The 17,762-nt window shown below is 49.4% G+C and carries 13 protein-coding genes; 11 read left to right on the top strand and 2 right to left on the bottom strand.

Annotation, left to right across the window (positions count from 1 at the left end; translation table 11 throughout):
- Window positions 1–63 precede the first annotated feature (63 nt).
- The 11 genes from adhE (at window position 64) to ACO6VG_RS24335 (ending at window position 14,863) form a co-directional block, all read left to right on the top strand.
- Window positions 64–2,682, top strand: a complete 2,619-nt coding sequence (gene adhE / locus ACO6VG_RS24385; protein WP_422134696.1) for a bifunctional acetaldehyde-CoA/alcohol dehydrogenase — start codon at window positions 64–66, stop codon at window positions 2,680–2,682.
- A 437-nt stretch (window positions 2,683–3,119) separates the two neighbouring features.
- Window positions 3,120–4,325: a 5-aminolevulinate synthase gene (gene hemA, locus ACO6VG_RS24380; RefSeq protein WP_422412963.1), complete on the top strand. Its 1,206-nt coding sequence runs from the start codon at window positions 3,120–3,122 to the stop codon at window positions 4,323–4,325.
- A gap of 25 nt (window positions 4,326–4,350) precedes the next feature.
- The gene (locus tag ACO6VG_RS24375; protein ID WP_422134694.1) at window positions 4,351–4,866 is read left to right on the top strand and encodes a YgjV family protein; all 516 of its coding nucleotides are present in this window, start codon (window positions 4,351–4,353) and stop codon (window positions 4,864–4,866) included.
- Window positions 4,867–5,181: 315 nt separating this feature from the next.
- On the top strand, window positions 5,182–6,564 hold the full coding sequence (gene nagE, locus ACO6VG_RS24370) for an N-acetylglucosamine-specific PTS transporter subunit IIBC (RefSeq protein ID WP_422134693.1): 1,383 nt from the start codon (window positions 5,182–5,184) through the stop codon (window positions 6,562–6,564).
- Between the two features lie 319 nt (window positions 6,565–6,883).
- Window positions 6,884–7,141, top strand: a complete 258-nt coding sequence (locus tag ACO6VG_RS24365) for an HPr family phosphocarrier protein (RefSeq protein WP_422134692.1) — start codon at window positions 6,884–6,886, stop codon at window positions 7,139–7,141.
- A 709-nt stretch (window positions 7,142–7,850) separates the two neighbouring features.
- On the top strand, window positions 7,851–8,858 hold the full coding sequence (gene gap / locus ACO6VG_RS24360; protein ID WP_422134691.1) for a type I glyceraldehyde-3-phosphate dehydrogenase: 1,008 nt from the start codon (window positions 7,851–7,853) through the stop codon (window positions 8,856–8,858).
- Between the two features lie 393 nt (window positions 8,859–9,251).
- The gene (gene pyk, locus ACO6VG_RS24355; protein WP_422134690.1) at window positions 9,252–10,688 is read left to right on the top strand and encodes a pyruvate kinase; all 1,437 of its coding nucleotides are present in this window, start codon (window positions 9,252–9,254) and stop codon (window positions 10,686–10,688) included.
- Window positions 10,689–10,765: 77 nt separating this feature from the next.
- The gene (gene pfkA, locus ACO6VG_RS24350) at window positions 10,766–11,746 is read left to right on the top strand and encodes a 6-phosphofructokinase (RefSeq protein WP_422134689.1); all 981 of its coding nucleotides are present in this window, start codon (window positions 10,766–10,768) and stop codon (window positions 11,744–11,746) included.
- Window positions 11,747–12,037: 291 nt separating this feature from the next.
- Complete coding sequence (crr, locus tag ACO6VG_RS24345; RefSeq protein WP_422134688.1) at window positions 12,038–12,544, top strand: PTS glucose transporter subunit IIA; 507 nt, start codon at window positions 12,038–12,040, stop codon at window positions 12,542–12,544.
- A 644-nt stretch (window positions 12,545–13,188) separates the two neighbouring features.
- The gene (locus tag ACO6VG_RS24340; protein ID WP_422134687.1) at window positions 13,189–13,890 is read left to right on the top strand and encodes a hypothetical protein; all 702 of its coding nucleotides are present in this window, start codon (window positions 13,189–13,191) and stop codon (window positions 13,888–13,890) included.
- 238 nt (window positions 13,891–14,128) lie between these two features.
- Window positions 14,129–14,863, top strand: a complete 735-nt coding sequence (locus ACO6VG_RS24335) for a copper homeostasis protein CutC (RefSeq protein ID WP_422134686.1) — start codon at window positions 14,129–14,131, stop codon at window positions 14,861–14,863.
- Between the two features lie 5 nt (window positions 14,864–14,868).
- On the opposite strand, the gene ptsG is transcribed toward ACO6VG_RS24335, so the two are convergent.
- Window positions 14,869–16,305 (bottom strand): PTS glucose transporter subunit IIBC, encoded by a 1,437-nt coding sequence (gene ptsG, locus ACO6VG_RS24330; protein WP_422138600.1) that lies wholly within the window; start codon window positions 16,303–16,305, stop codon window positions 14,869–14,871.
- 194 nt (window positions 16,306–16,499) lie between these two features.
- Complete coding sequence (locus ACO6VG_RS24325; protein ID WP_422138599.1) at window positions 16,500–17,504, bottom strand: LacI family DNA-binding transcriptional regulator; 1,005 nt, start codon at window positions 17,502–17,504, stop codon at window positions 16,500–16,502.
- Between the last annotated feature and the right edge of the window lie 258 nt (window positions 17,505–17,762).

Genomic DNA, 17,762 nt, shown 5'->3' with positions numbered 1-17,762 from the left:
TCGAACCAACTATGTCTTAGCGAGTGATTTTGCCTTAATAAACGACAGTGTGAGGTGCTTCTCATGGTGAGTAATAAATCAGCAGCCAAGGCCAGGGAGAAAAAACACGACAGTGCGTCCAGTGTGAATGAGCAGCTGGATGGTCTGCTTAAGCGAGCCGGGATAGCGAGAGAAAAGTACCTGAAGCTCAACCAGGAAGACGTGGACCGGGTGACACGGGCTATGGCTCTGGCAGGGCAGTCTGCTCACATGGAGCTGGCGAGAATGGCCGTTGAGGAAACCGGAAGGGGAATCCTCGAAGATAAGGTCACCAAAAACATCTTTGCGACTGAGTCCATCTACCATTCTATCAAATACGATAAAACTGTCGGTGTGATTGAAGATAATGAGGAGGAGGATTTCATGTTGGTAGCTGAACCAGTAGGCGTTGTCTGTGGTATCACGCCAGTGACAAACCCCACCTCCACCACCATGTTCAAGTCTATTATTGCTGCCAAGACGCGTAATCCTATTGTTTTTGCTTTTCACCCTTCGGCACAACAATGTTCAACAGAAGCGGCAAGAATTGTTCGCGATGCGGCCATAGAGGCAGGAGCGCCAGAAGATTGCATACTCTGGGTAGAGCATCCATCGCTGGAGGCCACTCAGAAGTTGATGACCCATCCCGAGATCTCAGTCATTCTCGCCACCGGTGGTTCAGGTATGGTTCGGGCCGCCTATTCTTCTGGCAAGCCGGCTCTGGGGGTGGGTCCGGGTAATGTGCCCTGTGTTATTGATCGCACTGCCAATATCAAGCAGGCCGCCAATGATCTGGTTCTGTCCAAGAGTTTTGATAACGGAATGATCTGTGCCTCCGAGCAGGCTGCCATAGTACACGACGAAGTTTATGCTTCTTTTAAGGAAGAGATGAAGAGGCTGAATGTCTATTTCACCTCTCCCAAAGAGACCGATCGCCTGGCTGAAGTGGTCATTATTGATGGCCATGTCAACAGTAAGATTGTGGGGATGAAGCCATCCGATATTGCTGCGCTGGCAGATATTAAAATACCGCAAGAGACAAGGGTTATCGCGTCTGAGATTGAAGGGGTTGGGCCCGAGTTTCCCCTGTCCCGCGAGAAGCTCTCGCCGGTGTTGGGCTTTCTCAAGGCCAGGGATACCCAACATGGTATTGAACTGGCCGACCAGATGCTGAACTTCGGTGGTCTCGGGCATTCCGCTGTTCTGCACTCCCAGAACGATGATGTGATTGATGAATTCTCGCTGGCGATGAAGGCCGGTCGTATTATCATTAACTCACCAAGCACCCATGGTGCTATTGGTGATATTTATAACACCAACATGCCCTCCCTGACTCTGGGTTGTGGCACCTATGGTGGGAACAGTACGACGTCCAACGTTTCTGCTGTTAACCTCATCAACGTCAAGCGCGTGGCCAAGCGCAGGGTTAATATGCAATGGTTCAAAGTGCCCAGAAAAATCTATTTCGAAGCCAACTCCCTGCAATACCTTGAAAAAATGCCCGACATTTCTCGTGTGTTCATCGTGACAGACGAGGTGATTCAGAGTCTGGGATATGTTGAAAAGGTTCGGTACCACCTGAGAAAACGTCCGGTGCCAGTGCAGGTGAGGGTATTTAATCAGGTTGAGGCCGATCCGAGTCTGGCGACTATTCGCGAGGGTGCCGAGGATATGGCGCTGTTCAATCCGGACGTCGTGATTGCTCTGGGTGGTGGCTCTCCTATTGATGCGGCCAAGGGCATGTGGTTGTTCTACGAGCAGCCAGAAGCTGATTTTGCGGGTATGGCCCAGAAGTTTTTTGATATCCGCAAGCGGGTTTACAAGTTCCCGAAACTGGGCAAGAAAGCCAGACTGGTGGCTATTCCCACAACGTCCGGAACCGGCTCTGAGGTGACTTCCTTTGCCGTTATTACCGATAAAGAGAAAGGCATCAAGTATCCTCTGGCCGACTATGAGTTAACGCCTGATGTAGCCATTCTGGACCCGAATCTGGTGCTGACGGTGCCCAAAAAGGTGACCGCAGACACAGGTCTGGATGTCCTGACTCACGCACTGGAAGCTTATGTCTCTGTGATGGCGTCAGATTATACGGATGCCCTGGCTATGAAGGCGATTCAGTTGGTTTTTGAGTATCTGCCGAAATCCTGCGAAGAAGCTGACAAGGTAGCCAGGGAAAAGATGCATAATGCTTCCTGCATTGCCGGTATGGCCTTTGCCAACGCTTTCCTGGGTATCAATCACTCTATGGCTCATAATTTGGGGCATGAGTTCCATATTCCCCATGGTTTGGCCAATGCACTGTTGTTGCCTCATGTGATTGAGTACAACGGGTGTCCGAATCCTTCCAAGGTGGCTTCTTTCCCGAAATACGATCATTACATCGCCCATGAGAAATATACCGAAGTGGCCAGGGCGCTGGGCCTGCCCTGTAAAACCCCTGAAGAAGGAGTCAAATCCCTGGCCAATGCTGTTCGTAAATTGATGAAGCGGCTGGGGATGCCTTTATCTCTGAAAGAGCTGGGGGTTTCTGAGAAAGGGTTTATGGAAAAAGTCAAAATGCTGGCTGATCATGCTTTTGAAGATCAGTGCACTACGGCAAACCCAAGAATGCCACTGATCTCTGAGCTGGAAACTTTGCTGAGGAAAGCTTATTACGGTGAGTGATCTTGTTTTTACTGTGGGGCGTTCCACACATCAGCATTGAAGGCGGCTCTGAACTATCTGGAGTCACACTGGTTCAATGGACTGTTGGCAAATGCAAGAAATCAAAGGGGCGAAAGCGAAGAGCCTGACGTTATCCGGCAAGCATTAGCCAGAGAGGCTCCGATGTTTATGGCGTGCTGGCGTATTGGCTTGGTATTAGCGGTTGGATGAGGAGGTCATTAAGTGCTGAGTGATTCAAGTATACTTCTGTGAGCACCTGATGAGGTGGTTCTTTTGGGTGAGCCCACTGGCAGGAGTATGGTCGCGAGGCTATGTCCTATCTCGAATGCAATAAGTGAATGATTATATTGGATAATTTGATGTTTTGAATTATTTCAGTTTGTTACATCTCGCAATAAAATAAGCATGAGGCATAACAAAAAAAGAGCAAATTGCTGATGTATGAAATAATGGAAAGCCAATTGGCTCGCATAAAACAATCCGGCGAATACAGAATATTTACGGACATCAATCGCATTGGAGACAATTACCCTCGTGCGTTATCCAACGGCAAGCCCGTCACGGTCTGGTGCAGTAACGACTATCTGGGTATGTCTCAGAATGATCTGGTCATGGCCTCCGCCGTGGATGCCATCCAACAGCATGGCGTTGGCTCCGGCGGCTCTCGTAATATTGGTGGCACGCACCAATACCTCACTGAATTGGAAGTCTCGATTGCAGACTGGTATCAAAAAGAAGCTGCACTGGTTTACCCGACCGGTTACTCTTCAAACGATGCCACCTTGCAATGTTTACTGAGGATGTTCCCAGAGCTAATAATCTTTTCTGATGAAAAGAATCATGCCTCCATCATTAATGGCATTCGCTCATCTAAAAACCAAAAGCACATCTTCAGACACAATGACGCAGACCACCTCGAGTCACTTCTGAAAACCGTCGACATCGATTGCCCGAAACTGATCATCTTTGAATCCGTTTACTCTATGGATGGTGACATTGCCGACATCTTTGGGATTGTTACACTAGCGAAGAAATACAGATGCTTGACTTATTTGGATGAAGTACATGCCATAGGTATGTACGGCGCACGCGGGGCGGGTATTGCGGAGGCCTTGGGCCACGAATCGGATATCGACATCATACAAGGTACCATGGCGAAAGCCATCGGCGTGATTGGTGGTTACGTTGCTGGCAACCGAACCATTATCGACTTTATTCGCTCGTTTTCGTCCGGCTTTATCTTTACCACTTCATTGCCTCCAAGCATCGCCAGAGCCTGTTTAACCAGCATCAACCACTTGAAAGCCTCGGACTCTGAGCGCCAGAAGCTCAAGTTCAATACAGCGCTCTTGCGCGCGATTTTTGCGGAGTTGGGCATTCCCATCATGGGATGCTCAGAAACGCACATTTTGCCAGTCAAGATCGGCGACGCCCGGAAATGCAAACAAGCGGCCGATCTGCTGCTGAGCAAGCATGGGATTTACATTCAGTCGATCAACTCACCAACCGTCGAGGTAGGCACCGAGCGCTTCCGGATCAATGCAACGCCCAATCACACCGAGACGCATATTCGTCACCTCGCTGAGGCAATCAAGAGCGTGTTCGTTGAGCTAGAAATCGATCAAACTGTTGCGCTTGGGTGAGCCAGAGTGAACAAGGGTTGTAAACATGGATAATTACACGCTTTCACAGATCCTGGTATCCATCGCTATTGTGTTTGACCTGTTGTCTTTCCAGTTCAAAACACGCAAACACGTGGTGTTGTGCCTGTTTATTGCGGGAGCGTTGATTGCGACGCACTTTTACTTGCTCAATGCTTTCACAGCGGCCGTGGTTATGACGATTGCGTCAATACGCTATCTGACCAGTTACTTTACGTCTCGGCCCGGGGTAAGAAACCTGTTTTTGATTATCAATGGTGTGACACTCTTTGTTACCTACGAGTCTTTCATCAGTCTCGTGGCGTTCGTCGGCTCCTGCCTGCAAACGATAGGCGCATTCAGTAAAGACGATCGTGAGATGAGACTGATCATGATGGTGGGTGCGGTAGTTTGGTTGAGCCACAACGTTCTTGTCCTGTCCCCGATGGCCGTCGTCATGGAAGTGCTGTTCCTGCTCAGTAACATCGTGGCCTACCTGAGGTTCTACAACAAGAGCCCAATAGTGACAAAGTCCGAGTACTGAGCTTTACGTCTGTTTCATTCCAGCTAATGAACAGACATCTGGCTTCCATCGCTTAAGCACCTCATTGAGGTGCTCTCTATTGTGGTGTGTCATATATGACTACTGATGCCACATGTTCTGTTTGCTTTTTTGCTCTGGGTCAATAACCGGTTAATCTCTTTACGAAACCTTCACAACACAGTTGAACTGGTGCATTGTGACCGGTTACATTTCGTCCCAAACCATGCGCTGCCCATCAACTGTCTGCCTGTTTGAGTTCCACGGGGTTTTGATTGAGGTTTGTGCAGTGACGTTAATATCTAAGGGGTAACTATTTTGAACATTCTTGGCTATATGCAGAGATTGGGTAAGGCATTGATGCTGCCCATCGCCACTCTGCCTATTGCAGCAATCCTGTTGCGTCTTGGGCAGCCTGACCTGCTGGATATTGCCTTTGTCGCAGAAGCGGGTAACGCTATTTTCAGTAACCTGCCTTTGCTGTTCGCGATGGGTATTGCTGCCGGACTGTCAAAGGACGATGCCGGTGCAGCGGTGCTGGCGGGTGCAGTTGGCTATTTTGTCCTGACTGCCGGGGCCAAGACCATCAATGCCGACATTGATATGTCATTCTTTGGCGGCATTATTGCCGGTATTATTGCCGGTCATAGTTACAACCGTTTCCATGCGGTGGCACTGCCACCCTATCTGGCGTTCTTCGGTGGCAAACGTCTGGTTCCGATCATGACCGGTCTGATTGCTCTGGCGGTCTCTGTAGCAGCAGGTTATGTATGGCCAGTCATCCAGTCTGCCATTGATGCATTTGCTAATGGCATCTCTGAGTCTGGCCCCATTGGACAGTTTGCCTATGGAGTGCTGAACCGTGGCCTGATTCCGGTAGGTCTGCACCATGTTGTGAACTCTGTTTTCTGGTTTGGCTTCGGTGAATTCACCAATGCTGCCGGTGAGGTAGTTACGGGCGATCTGCCTCGTTTCTTTGCCGGTGACCCCACTGCCGGTACTTTTATGGCGGGCTTCTATCCGGTCATGATGTTCGGTCTGCCAGCTGCTGCGCTGGCTATGTATCTGGCGGCGCCTAAAGAAAATCGTGCCCGTGTAGGTGGTGTTCTGCTGTCTGTCGGTGCTACTGCCTTCCTGACCGGTGTCACTGAGCCTCTGGAGTTCATGTTCGTATTCCTGGCGCCAGGTCTCTACGCTGTTCATGCCGTGCTGACAGGTTTATCTCTGGTAATCACCAATATGTTTGGTGTTCTGCATGGCTTTGGTTTCTCTGCGGGTGCCCTGGATATGGCTCTGAACTGGGGGCTGGCTACCAAGCCTGTGACCCTGGTGTTCATTGGTCTGGCTTTCTCTGTTATTTACTTCTGTGTTTTCTATTTCGCTATCAGGGCTTTCAACCTGAAGACACCGGGGCGCGAAGACGAGGAGCCGGAAACAGCAGGATCTTCTGAAGCAGTCAGTGGTTCGGAGCGTGCTCTGCGTTTCATCGAACTGTTGGGCGGTGAGGGCAACCTGACCTCTGTTGAAGCCTGTATCACCCGTCTGCGTCTGACTCTGGCCAATCGTGACCTGATCGATGAAGCTGGCCTGAAAGCCGTGGGTGCCAAAGGTGTGGTGAAGCTGGGTGAAAATAACCTGCAGGTGATTCTTGGGCCTCAGGCTGAGATCATTGCGGGTGAAATAAATGCCCTGATGGCTTGACAATAGCTATTTTGCCCTGACTCAAAGAAACTTGTACCGGTCTTTCCCCGCAAAGCAGTTTAGGGGAAAATCCGGATACCTTTTTAGTCAGGGCTGTCTGATTCTTAGGTTATGGTGCGGAGTATACCTGGAGTATGTTCGACTTGCCGAATGACTGGGTGAATCAATATTTCCTGTCGGCTTACGTTCTGAAATTCAGGCTCAGCGTCTGAATTAAAGCAGACAGATAGTGTATCTTTATTCTGATGCATCCGTTTAGAGTCAGGCCTGTCCAGCCTCTTGCTTCCTGACAGGTGCTCAAGTTAGAGAGAGACCGAATATGTTTAAGAAAGATGTAGTGATCACGGCTGAGAATGGCCTTCATACTCGTCCAGCTGCTCAGTTTGTTAAAGAAGCCAAGAGTTTTGACTGTGACATCAAACTGGAAGCAGGTGGCAAGCAGGCCAGTGCCAAGAGTTTATTTAAACTGCAGACCCTGGGGCTGACTCAAGGCTCAACAGTGACCATCATCGGCGAAGGTGATGGCGCTGAAAAGGCTGTAGAGCATCTGGCAGAGTTTATCATTACTTTGAAGTAAGCTCTTTGTTGACCTGGCCTCTCCGGCCGGGTTGTCTCTCGGAATAAAGCAGTCGTGAATCAGGAAATGATTGAGTCGTCCTCTGACGGATTAGTTTGTTGCTGCAAAAATGCCTGTAATACTAAGGCGGTTGCGGGTATTCTCTAGAGAGTATCACGTACCGGGTGTATCTGAACGAATACATCGGGGCGATGTCATTCACGAGGCAATACTGAGACGTGTTCTCAAGTATGTCTGTTGGATAGCTGGCGGGTAATGCGCTCTGGTGAGTTAAATTGTCAGGTGTTGTTACTTGTTAAAATGTTCCGGATTCTCTTCAGATTGCCGTCTGTACAGAGAATTCCGGCTCTTCGTGTACTCTTTAACAGGTACATTACGATCCTCCAGTAAAGATTTGCCGGGGAACGATGTTTTCAAGTGTGCGATTATGTGTGTCTTGTTGAGCGTATTTGTAACGTCGTTCCAATCCTGTGTCAAGTCCTGGTGGTTTAATACGGATAACTTTTGTTGTGTTCCGTGAATAAAAGTGTCCTTTGGTGTGACTGTATGTTGGGCAGAGTCATCAACTCTGTTGATTGTTGAAAAAGCCTGTTAGCCCTTGTGTGGCAAGGGGGTTAGGTATTTTCACGAGGCTGAATTTACACCGGAAATCCTATTTACTAATGAACTGGCGGGTTATCCCGCTGTGACTAAGGGTATTGGAGACGTCATGATCAAAATCGCAATCAATGGCTATGGTCGTATCGGTCGCAACGTTCTGCGTGCACTCTACGAAGCAGGTCGCCGTGAAGAATTCCAGATTGTTGCTATCAATGACCTGGGTGATGCGAAAATCAATGCTCACCTGACCAAGTACGATACTGTACATGGTCGTTTCGACGCTCAGGTTGAGGAGGGTGAAGGTGCACTGTTTGTAAATGGTGACGAAATCAAGACATTCTCTGAGCGTGATCCTTCCAGTCTGCCCTGGGCCGCTCTGGGTGTAGACGTTGTATTTGAATGCACCGGTGTGTTCCGTTCCAAGGAAGCCTGCAAACCTCACTTGAGTGCTGGTGCCAAGAAAGTCATCATCTCTGCTCCGGGCAAGGAAGTAGACGCCACCATCGTTTATGGTGTTAACCACGACACTCTGACTCCTGACATGACCGTTATCTCTAACGCTTCATGCACCACCAACTGCCTGGCTCCCATTGCCAAGCCTCTGAACGATGCTCTGGGGATTGAAAAAGGCTTGATGACCACTATTCACGCCTACACCAATGATCAGCGTCTCAGCGATGTATACCACAGTGACCTGTATCGTGCCCGTGCTGCTGCACAGAACATGATCCCGACTGCTACCGGTGCCGCTGCAGCGGTTGGCCTGGTGGTTCCGGAGCTGAAAGGCAAGTTTGACGGTATGGCCGTTCGTGTACCTACCATCAACGTATCTCTGGTAGACCTGAGTTTTGTGGCCAGTCGTGAAACTTCTGCTGAAGAAGTTAACGAAATCATTGCTTCTGCTGCCAAGTCTTCCGAAGCGATGGGCAAGGTTTTGCACGTAAACCATGAGCCTCTGGTTTCCATGGACTTTAACCACAGCCCATTCTCTTCCAGCTTTGATGCCACACAGACTCGCGTTCAGGGTAACCTGGTGAAGGTTATGTCCTGGTACGACAACGAGTGGGGCTTTTCCAACCGAATGCTGGATACTGCTAAAGCGCTGCTGGGCGCCTGAATCCAGATCATTGAAAAGCCTCGCTGATCTGAGGCTTTTCAGGTTGATGCCGATGCTCTGATAACAGGGCATTGGATTCCTGAGACTGAGTGGCAAAAAGAAGAAGGTGTTTATGAAGCTGGCCGGGAATTAACCTCTCAACCTGCCTTCTGGACGATGGTAGATTAGCCTGCCATCTATAATGGGCTCAGATTGGCATACTGGCTTTCAGGTACACACTCTCCTTTTTGCTGCTTTATCAAGATAAGCAGATGCAGGAACGTTACACTTCGAACGTTCCTCACTTAAAAATTGTTGTCAAACTGCCGTATGGCATTTATGCCCCGGTCGACTCTTCCTTTAAGTAGTTTCATCGTGCTGGGTCGGTTCGTGGCGAATTCGCGAGAGGATATCATGCTCAGACGCACAAAAATCGTTGCCACACTCGGACCAGCTACAGAGTCCGAAGAACAGCTCACCAAGCTGATTGAAGCCGGTGTCAACGTTGTTCGACTGAACTTCTCCCACGGTGATGCTGATGATCACCGTGTCCGTGCAGAGCGCATTCGCAATATCGCTGCCCGTCTGGGTCGCAGTGTTGCGATTCTGGGTGACCTGCAGGGGCCCAAAATTCGAATTGGTCGTTTCCAGAATGGCAAGATCTTTCTGCCCGATGGCGCTGAGTTCGTTCTGGATGCAGAGCTGCCTATTGATGCCGGTGATGAAACCCAGGTCGGTCTGGCTTACAAGAATCTGCCAAACGATTGCAAGGTGGGCGATGTGCTGTTGCTGGACGACGGTCGTCTGAGCCTGCAGGTTAAGTCGATTGAAGGTTCGCGCATTGTAACCACTACTCTGGATGGTGGTGAGCTGTCTAATAACAAAGGTATCAACCTGGCCGGTGGGGGTCTTTCTGCCGATGCCCTGACCGAAAAAGACAAGGAAGACATCAAGCTGGCTGCCTCTCTGGAGGTGGATTTCCTGGCTGTGTCTTTCGTTCGCAGTGCCAGTGATGTTGAACAGGCTCGCAAGCTGCTGGCTGAAGCCGGTGGTACTGCTGCCATTTTGTCCAAGATTGAGCGTGCTGAAGTGGTTCAAAGCTTTCAATTGCTGGAAGAAGTGATCCGGGCCTCAGACGCGGTCATGGTAGCTCGTGGTGACCTGGGGGTGGAAATTGGTGACGCTGAACTGATTGGTGTTCAGAAACAGATGATCAACGTTGCCCGTCGACTGAACCGTCCTGTCATTACCGCCACACAAATGATGGAATCCATGATTCACAACACACAGCCAACCCGTGCTGAAGTGTTTGACGTGGCCAATGCCGTTCTCGATGGCACCGACGCAGTCATGCTCTCCGGTGAAACAGCTACAGGCAAGCGTCCACATGAAGTCGTCAAAGCCATGGCCCGTATTTGTCAGGGCGCTGAAAAACATCCTGAAATGATCTCCGGAAGCAACCTGGATAAGGCCTATGCCGGTGAAACCGATGCCGCCATTGCGCTGGCTGCCATGCATGCGGCTAACCGTCTGGAAGGTGTAAAAGCGATCGTTTGCCTGACCAAAACCGGTGCGACTCCTCTTTGGATGTCCCGTGTTAATACCAGCCTGCCCATTTTTGCCCTGACTCGCTACAAAACCACCGAGCGCCGCGTTGCACTTTACCGTGGGGTGGAGTCGGTCGCTTTTGACAGTGGCAGCCAGTACGGTCCTGAAGTGAATCAGCGTGCTATTGCCGAACTAAAAGGTCGTGGCCTGCTGGAATCCGGCGACCGTATTATTCTGACCAAGGGTGAGTCCTGTGAAATTGAGGGCGGTACCAACACCATGCAGATCGTTACTGTGAAATAATTTCAGTCAATTCAGGCATGTTGACTGGGCAGCATGCCTCACGCTTTCCCTTACGGGATTCAGGAGACGAGCAGATCATGGCAGAACTAAAAAAAATTGGTGTGCTTACTTCAGGTGGCGATGCGCCTGGCATGAATGCTGCCATTCGTTCCGTAGTACGTAGCTGCATCTTTTACGGGGTTGAGCCGGTAGCCATTTATGAAGGTTACAAAGGCCTGATTGAAAACGATCTGAAGGTAGTGAATGCGCGTTCAGTGGCCAATATTATCAACCAGGGTGGGACATTCCTGAAGTCTGCCCGTTGTCAGGAATTCCGTGCTCCGGAGGGACGGGCTGCTGCTTATAAAAATGCCTCTGCCGCCGGACTGGATGGACTGGTTGTTATTGGCGGTGACGGTTCCTTCACGGGTGCCATGCTGCTGGAACAAGAGCATGGTCTTCGCTGCATTGGTGTTCCCGGCACTATTGATAACGATATCTTCGGAACCGATTTCACCATCGGTTATGACACCGCCCTGAATACCGTGGTCGAGGCGATTGACAAGATTCGTGATACCGCCACCTCTCATAATCGTCTGTTTCTGATTGAAGTTATGGGTCGTGATGCAGGCTTTATCGCATTGAACGCCGGTATTGCTGCGGGTGCAGAAGATATTTTGATTCCGGAAGATCAGAAGCCCATAGATCAGTTGATGGGCTCTATTGAAAGCAGTGGCAGAGCCGGGAAAACATCCAGTATCGTAGTGGTTTCAGAAGGTGATAAATCCGGTGGTGTTTTTGAACTGTCCCGGGCTGTGGAAGAAAACTTCCCGGCCTATGAAGTCAAAGTGACGGTGCTGGGCCATATTCAGCGCGGTGGCAAGCCCAGCTGTTATGATCGTGTCCTGGCCAGTCGTCTTGGGGTGGCTTCTGTGGAAGCTCTGCTTGACGGTGTCAGTGGAGTGATGGTGGGTGTACGTGATCAGAAGATTGTCCATACACCCTTAAAGGAAGCCATTAGCAAACACAATGAGATTGACAGCCAACTGTTGAAAGTAGCGGACATAGTTACAGTATAAAGACATATAATACTAATCGTGCTTTCTAACTTCCGTGATGAGCATGGAGATTTGAGCCTTAAGAAAAGGCGGGGTGAGGAGTCATAGTCTTAGCTGCGACGATCGCCAACGCAGGATTAAGGCTCAAATCTTCAGCGCAATAGGGAGTTAGAAAGTTCGATTGGTATAGCAGCTGTGGTCTGCCGTTTCAGCTGTTAATCTGGAAAGGAATCGGGAGTTTCAGTCAGGTTAACTGGCCTGATTACTCAAAGGCTCCTAAAATCAATGCGTTTAAAGTAGAAGGTGAAAGTGATGGGCCTTTTTGACTCTCTCAAGAAAAGTATGGGGCTGGGTGCCAGTCAGGGAACGGTGATCAGAGCACCGTTGACCGGCGACATTGTACCAATTGAAGAAGTACCTGATCCTGTTTTTGCTGACAAGGTGGTAGGTGATGGTATCGCCATTAATCCCACCGGCAAAGTCATGGTAGCCCCTTGCGATGGTGAGATTGGCAAAATCTTTGAAACCAATCATGCCTTCAGCATGGAGACGCCAACCGGGGTTGAGCTGTTTGTTCACTTTGGTATCGACACCGTTGAGCTGAAGGGCGAGGGTTTCAAGCGTATTGCCAGCGAAGGCCAGCAAGTCATGGCTGGAGATCCCATCATCGAAGTGGATCTGGACTTTCTGAAAGAGAATGCCAAAAGTATTATTACGCCCGTTGTGATCTCCAACATGGACGATGTAGCCTCTCTGGAAAAATCTTCGGGCTCTGTTGTTCAGGGCAACGACAAGTTGCTGGTGGTCAAAATGAAGTAAAACTTTACAAAGACTATTATTTTTTGAACAAAAAAATCAGCCATACCCTGAAGCCGGTTCTCTGTCGGCTTTTGAAATGTCTGGCCTTAAAGCTTTCCCTGCCAGTTAGTATCCCTGACCACCCCGTTAGTGAAGACTTATCTTCCTTCCCCTATCCTGTTTGCGATTGAACCCTTTGGGTAACTCGTTGTCTCACTATATAGACAGGTATGAATTTAGAAATGCAGTTTACGTCCTGAAAAGCAATGCCTAGGAGCCTGACCGAGAATAGCGCCCGTAGCGAGGACGGCAGAAAATTGAGGATGAAAATTCGGTTTTGTGAGGAGAATAGCGAGCTATTTGACGAACAAAAGCGGATTTTCAGACCAATTTGCTGCCGCCGCAGTAGGGCAGTCTATTCTCGATCAGGCTCCTAGCAGCCTGTCGGACTTAAGCGTCCGTAGCGAGGATTGCAAGAAATTGAGGATAAAAATCTCTGTTTCTGAGGAGAATAGCGAGCTATTTGACGAAGAAACAGGGATTTTTAGACCAATTTATTGCAACCGCAGTAGGACAGTCTCAAGTCCGACAGGCTGCTAGTAACCGCCTGTCGTGACTTATCCCCATAATAAAAACCCTATGCGATTAGGCTGAAGGAGGTGTATATGAAAGGAATTGTGTCACTTTTAGTGATGGTGTTTACCGGTTTCCTGCTGTTGATTTTTTCATTCCAAAAAGTGTCTGTACCCACGGAAGAGCCTGGGGAGGCAGAAAGTTTGCAGGTTGTTATTGATGAGTTGGACTTTATCAGAAGCGAGACAGTGTCCAAATACCTGGACGGAGACCCGCTCTTGAATGGGGACAGCTATCTGTCTTACGACAAGGCTCGTGAGGCTCGCTTGAACAAGATGTCCCATCAGGAATTGGTTGCAGAGCTCAAGCGTCTTGAAACCCTGCAGGTCAGTCAGGCTACCCAACTTGCCGGAATCGTTCTTCCTCCGCAGGAAGAAACTGCCAAGACAGCAGAGATATGGGGCCTCGATGACATAGTCAAAAAAAGCTCAGGCAACGGGTGTATGGGAGCAAGATCAGCCTATTCCTCTTATATGTCGTCTTATTATGATGACCTTCTGAGGTATCAGTCAGGGGGATGTTTTGGCGATTTTCTTCATCCTGTGCCCTATTTTGTTATGGACCCATCCTATGAGGAATATACCGTTACAATGCCTGCAGCGATTACCGAGGGTGAGCCTGAAAGTTACAAGGTTTGGGTCAGCCCGGGTAAGATGGAAATGCTTAAGCAGAAACAGAAGCTGGACAAGATGCTGATTGATGATGTGCTCAGAATGACGGGTGAGTTGCCTTGATGGATGGCTAAATAAAAGGTTTACGTCGTATGGTTAGCCCATGAAGACCACCACTCTCAATTTTGTGAGATTTTTTTTGTAAAGACTATGATTTCCTGAGCAGTCTGTGACAATCTGGTTATTATTGTCAGAGTTGTCCTGTCTATGTTTTTAGTCACTTTAATTCAGTCACTTTAATTTAGTCACTTTAAATAGTAGGCCAGACTTCTATAACTGATATCCAGCCAGGAGTCATACATTGTCAATACCTGTTGAGATCTGCATCAACAGTCTGAATCCAGACTATGTTTACCGCTCTGCTGCAGCCGCTTACGAGGGGGGCGCAGCACGTATAGAGTTGTGTGACGATATGTCCGTGGGAGGCACTACTCCCACAATAGAAGCTTTGGAAGCCGCCCGGAAAGCCTTTCAGGATCGCTGTGGTTTACTGTGCATGATTCGTCCCCGGGGTGGCGACTTTTCATTCGGCACTGAAGAGGTTCTGCTTATGGAACAGCAGATCTGTGATGCTGCAAAGGCAGGTGCTGATGGTGTCGTCATTGGCGCTCTTGCGCCTCCCGGTAATACCATTAATCGTGATGTGTTGGGCCGACTGGTCGATACCGCCAAGACCCGAAATCTGATTGTGACTTTTCATCGTGCACTGGATGCTACGCCCAATATGTTTGAGAGCCTGGATGTACTGATTCAATATGGTGTGGATCGTATTCTGAGTAGTGGTACAACCTGGGGTTCTGCTGACGGTGCCTTTGAAGGTGTGAGGATGCTCGAGCAACTTATGTTGAAAGCTGAAAACAGGCTGGAGGTGGTCGTCGGTGGCGGGGTTGATCCGGAAAATATCGGAAAGATACTACAACAGCTGCCAGTAGCGAATCATTCAGCCAGCATTCACGCGTACAGCAGTGTTCTTGATGAAGGGGAGTTATCGGTGGAGAGAGTCCGTTCCCTGTGTGCAGCAGTAGAATCCTTTTAGCCGGTCTACATGGCCTTAATGGCTTCTTCCATCTCGGTTCGGATATTGTCGGACTGAGTACCAAAGATAGCCTGCATATTCTGACCTATCACCACTACAGCCGTGGCTCCCAGCTGTTTAATGGCCTCCTGATCAACCTTGTCAGGGTTGTTAACCGTGACTCTCAAACGAGTGATGCAGGCATCCAGATTCTTGATATTTCCCTTGCCACCAAAGGCCAGAATAAGGTCCCTGGCCAGTTCACTGGATGGAACCACTTTCGCTGATAATTCTGATTCAATTTCTCGCCCGGGTGTCTTGAGGTCCAGCAGCGTGATCATAACTCTGAAGATCACATAATAGAGGACTGCGTAGATCAGTCCCAGGCCGATAATCCAGGCGGGTCTGGTGGCTATGCTGTAATAGAGGAGATAATCGATCATGCCGTTGGAAAATGACATGGCCATCTTGATGTCGAGGTAATTGGTAATGGCGTAAGCCAGTCCGGCCAGCAGCGCATGAATCACATAAAGTATCGGAGCGACAAAAAGGAATGAGAACTCTATGGGCTCGGTGATACCAGTGAGCAATGAGGTAAGCGCCGCTGACATCATAAGGCCACCGACTTTTTGTTTATTCTCAGATTTGGCGCAATGCCAGATGGCAATGGCCGCAGCAGGTAGGCCAAACATTTTGAAAAGATAGCCGCCTGCCAGAAATCCGGCAGTAGGATCACCGGCAAAGAATCGCGCGATGTCACCTCTGAAGACGTTACCTGTTGATGGATCAATGAACTCACCCATCTCTATCTGGAAGGGCACATTCCAGATATGATGTAGGCCAAATGGAATCAGGGCACGTTCAACCACACCGTAGATAAAGCCAGCCAGAACCGGGTTCTCAGTCACTGACCATTGAGAGAAGGCGTCGATAGCCTGTTGTATAGGGGGCCAGATAAAGCTGAGGAGAATGCCAAGGAAGACGGCTCCTATGGCAGTGACGATCGGAACAAAGCGCTTTCCTGCAAAGAAGCCCAGGTAATCCGGAAGTTTGATTTTGTAATAGCGTCTGAACATCCATGAGGCCAACATACCAACAACGATCCCACCGAAAACACCGGTATCAATGGTATCTATTCCCATAACAGAACTGGGCTCAACTCCCAGCTCTGAGGCCATAACGCCCATGGTTCCCAGCATGACCACGTAGCCGACAGTTGCCGCTACTGAGGAAACACCGTCATTATCAGTTAGGCCAATAGCAGTACCAATGGCAAAGATAATGGGCAGGTTTCCGAAAACCATGCCGCCGGCCTGGGCCATGACGCTGGAGACGAGATCTGGAATAAAGTTGAAGCCCGCACTGCCGACGCCCAGCAGTATCCCTGCAACAGGCAGAACGGCTACAGGCAGCATCAGCGCCCGACCTATCTGCTGAAGTGTGCCGAATGCAGATTTGACCATTGGAGAAACTCCGGGGAGACGATTCTGATCTGAGAGCAAACCGAAGACTCGTGGATTTATGGAAGAATAGACCAAACAGCCATGAGCGTAGAAAAAAACATCTTCTTTCCTGGGTGTATTGCAAGTCCGGGCACGTGCGCCGCTGAGGGCGGCGACAGTCTAGGATGAAAGTCCTTTGACAAACTGAAGTAAAACTAACAGAGCCTTCCTATTGAATCTCTCAGGCGCAGCTCGCCCTCAAAATGGGTGCTTTCCGGCCTGCTAAAACCCTCCTCCCGTAGTCGGTTCATCAAGAGTTCTCCGGCAACTCTGGCCATCTCTGTCATTGGAAAATGCAATGCAGTGACATGTGGAGTCAGGAAAGTACAAAGGTCCACACTGTCATAACTGATGAGAGAAACGTCTTCGGGCACACGGATGTTGTTTTCACGAAAGGCGTCCATACAACCTGCCGCCATCTCTTCGCTGCAAGCAAATACAGCAGTAAAAGGTTTGCCGGTTGTGAGTAGTTGCCTGGTGCCTTCGTATCCGGCTTGTCTCGTATAGTTGCCTTCAGTGATCAGGTCCATATCCAGGGCAATATCATGCCGGGTAAGGGCATTGGCATAACCCTGGAAACGTTCTTTTGCTTTTGACTTGGCGAGTTTTCCGGCCAGACAGGCAATACAGGTGTGGCCATTTTTCAGAAGCAGTTCTACGGTGTTGTCGCTGGCTTTGATGTGATCAAAGGTGACGCAGCGGTCGGCCAGGACATCGACGTAACGATCCAGAAGTACAAAGGGCGGAGCGGTTTCTGCAATGTTAATCAGCTCATCATCACCCAGGTAACGGACGTGCAGCAGTAATCCGTCAACCCGCATGTTGATCAGGTGGTCGATAGCGGCACGCTCGCTTTCAGCACTGTGCTTGCCCTGGGTGACGATCATCACTTTACCTGCAGAGTCTGCGACCTGCTGAACCTCTGCCATAAGGTCACCAAAAAAAACACCCCGGAAGGACGAGACCATCAAGCCGATGGTATTGGTGGTATTGCTCGCCAGTGACTGGGCAACAGGATTTGGATGATAATTCAGTTCGTCGATGGCGGACTCTACTCTCAGACGAGTTGTCTCCTTTACCTGTCCGGTGTTGTTCAGTACCCTGGATACCGTAGCGCGGGATACTTTGGCTCGCTCAGCGACATCTTTAATGGTTGCCATTATTGCTTCTGATCGACTTTTTTGTGAAGTGTTATCAACTCCTGAACCATTTCCCGGGCCAGCATGGATGTCATTAAATGGTCCTCAGAAAATGTTTCAAGGTAAAGATAGTCAGGACACCGGTCTGCGCTGTGTGTTTTTAGATGTAACCGGTTTTATCGACCGGCCTCATAATGGTTGATCTAAGTCAAAAAACCAAATTATGGACTTCGTCGATGAGAATCAGGTCAACAACAAACAGATGTCTGGTATTAGGAA

Source organism: Endozoicomonas sp. ALB032 (assembly GCF_049310125.1).
Classification (GTDB): domain Bacteria; phylum Pseudomonadota; class Gammaproteobacteria; order Pseudomonadales; family Endozoicomonadaceae; genus Endozoicomonas_A.
Note: the sequence above shows the minus strand (reverse complement) of the source record. Positions and strands in the feature narration are given on the sequence as shown.

Coding starts and splice junctions, on each gene's coding strand:
- hemA (WP_422412963.1), top strand. CDS start 3,120: ATGTATGAAATAATGGAAAGCCAATTGGCTCGCATAAAACAATCCGGC.
- ACO6VG_RS24365 (WP_422134692.1), top strand. CDS start 6,884: ATGTTTAAGAAAGATGTAGTGATCACGGCTGAGAATGGCCTTCATACT.
- pyk (WP_422134690.1), top strand. CDS start 9,252: ATGCTCAGACGCACAAAAATCGTTGCCACACTCGGACCAGCTACAGAG.
- adhE (WP_422134696.1), top strand. CDS start 64: ATGGTGAGTAATAAATCAGCAGCCAAGGCCAGGGAGAAAAAACACGAC.
- ACO6VG_RS24375 (WP_422134694.1), top strand. CDS start 4,351: ATGGATAATTACACGCTTTCACAGATCCTGGTATCCATCGCTATTGTG.
- crr (WP_422134688.1), top strand. CDS start 12,038: ATGGGCCTTTTTGACTCTCTCAAGAAAAGTATGGGGCTGGGTGCCAGT.
- ACO6VG_RS24325 (WP_422138599.1), bottom strand. CDS start 17,504: ATGGCAACCATTAAAGATGTCGCTGAGCGAGCCAAAGTATCCCGCGCT.
- pfkA (WP_422134689.1), top strand. CDS start 10,766: ATGGCAGAACTAAAAAAAATTGGTGTGCTTACTTCAGGTGGCGATGCG.
- ACO6VG_RS24340 (WP_422134687.1), top strand. CDS start 13,189: ATGAAAGGAATTGTGTCACTTTTAGTGATGGTGTTTACCGGTTTCCTG.
- gap (WP_422134691.1), top strand. CDS start 7,851: ATGATCAAAATCGCAATCAATGGCTATGGTCGTATCGGTCGCAACGTT.
- ptsG (WP_422138600.1), bottom strand. CDS start 16,305: ATGGTCAAATCTGCATTCGGCACACTTCAGCAGATAGGTCGGGCGCTG.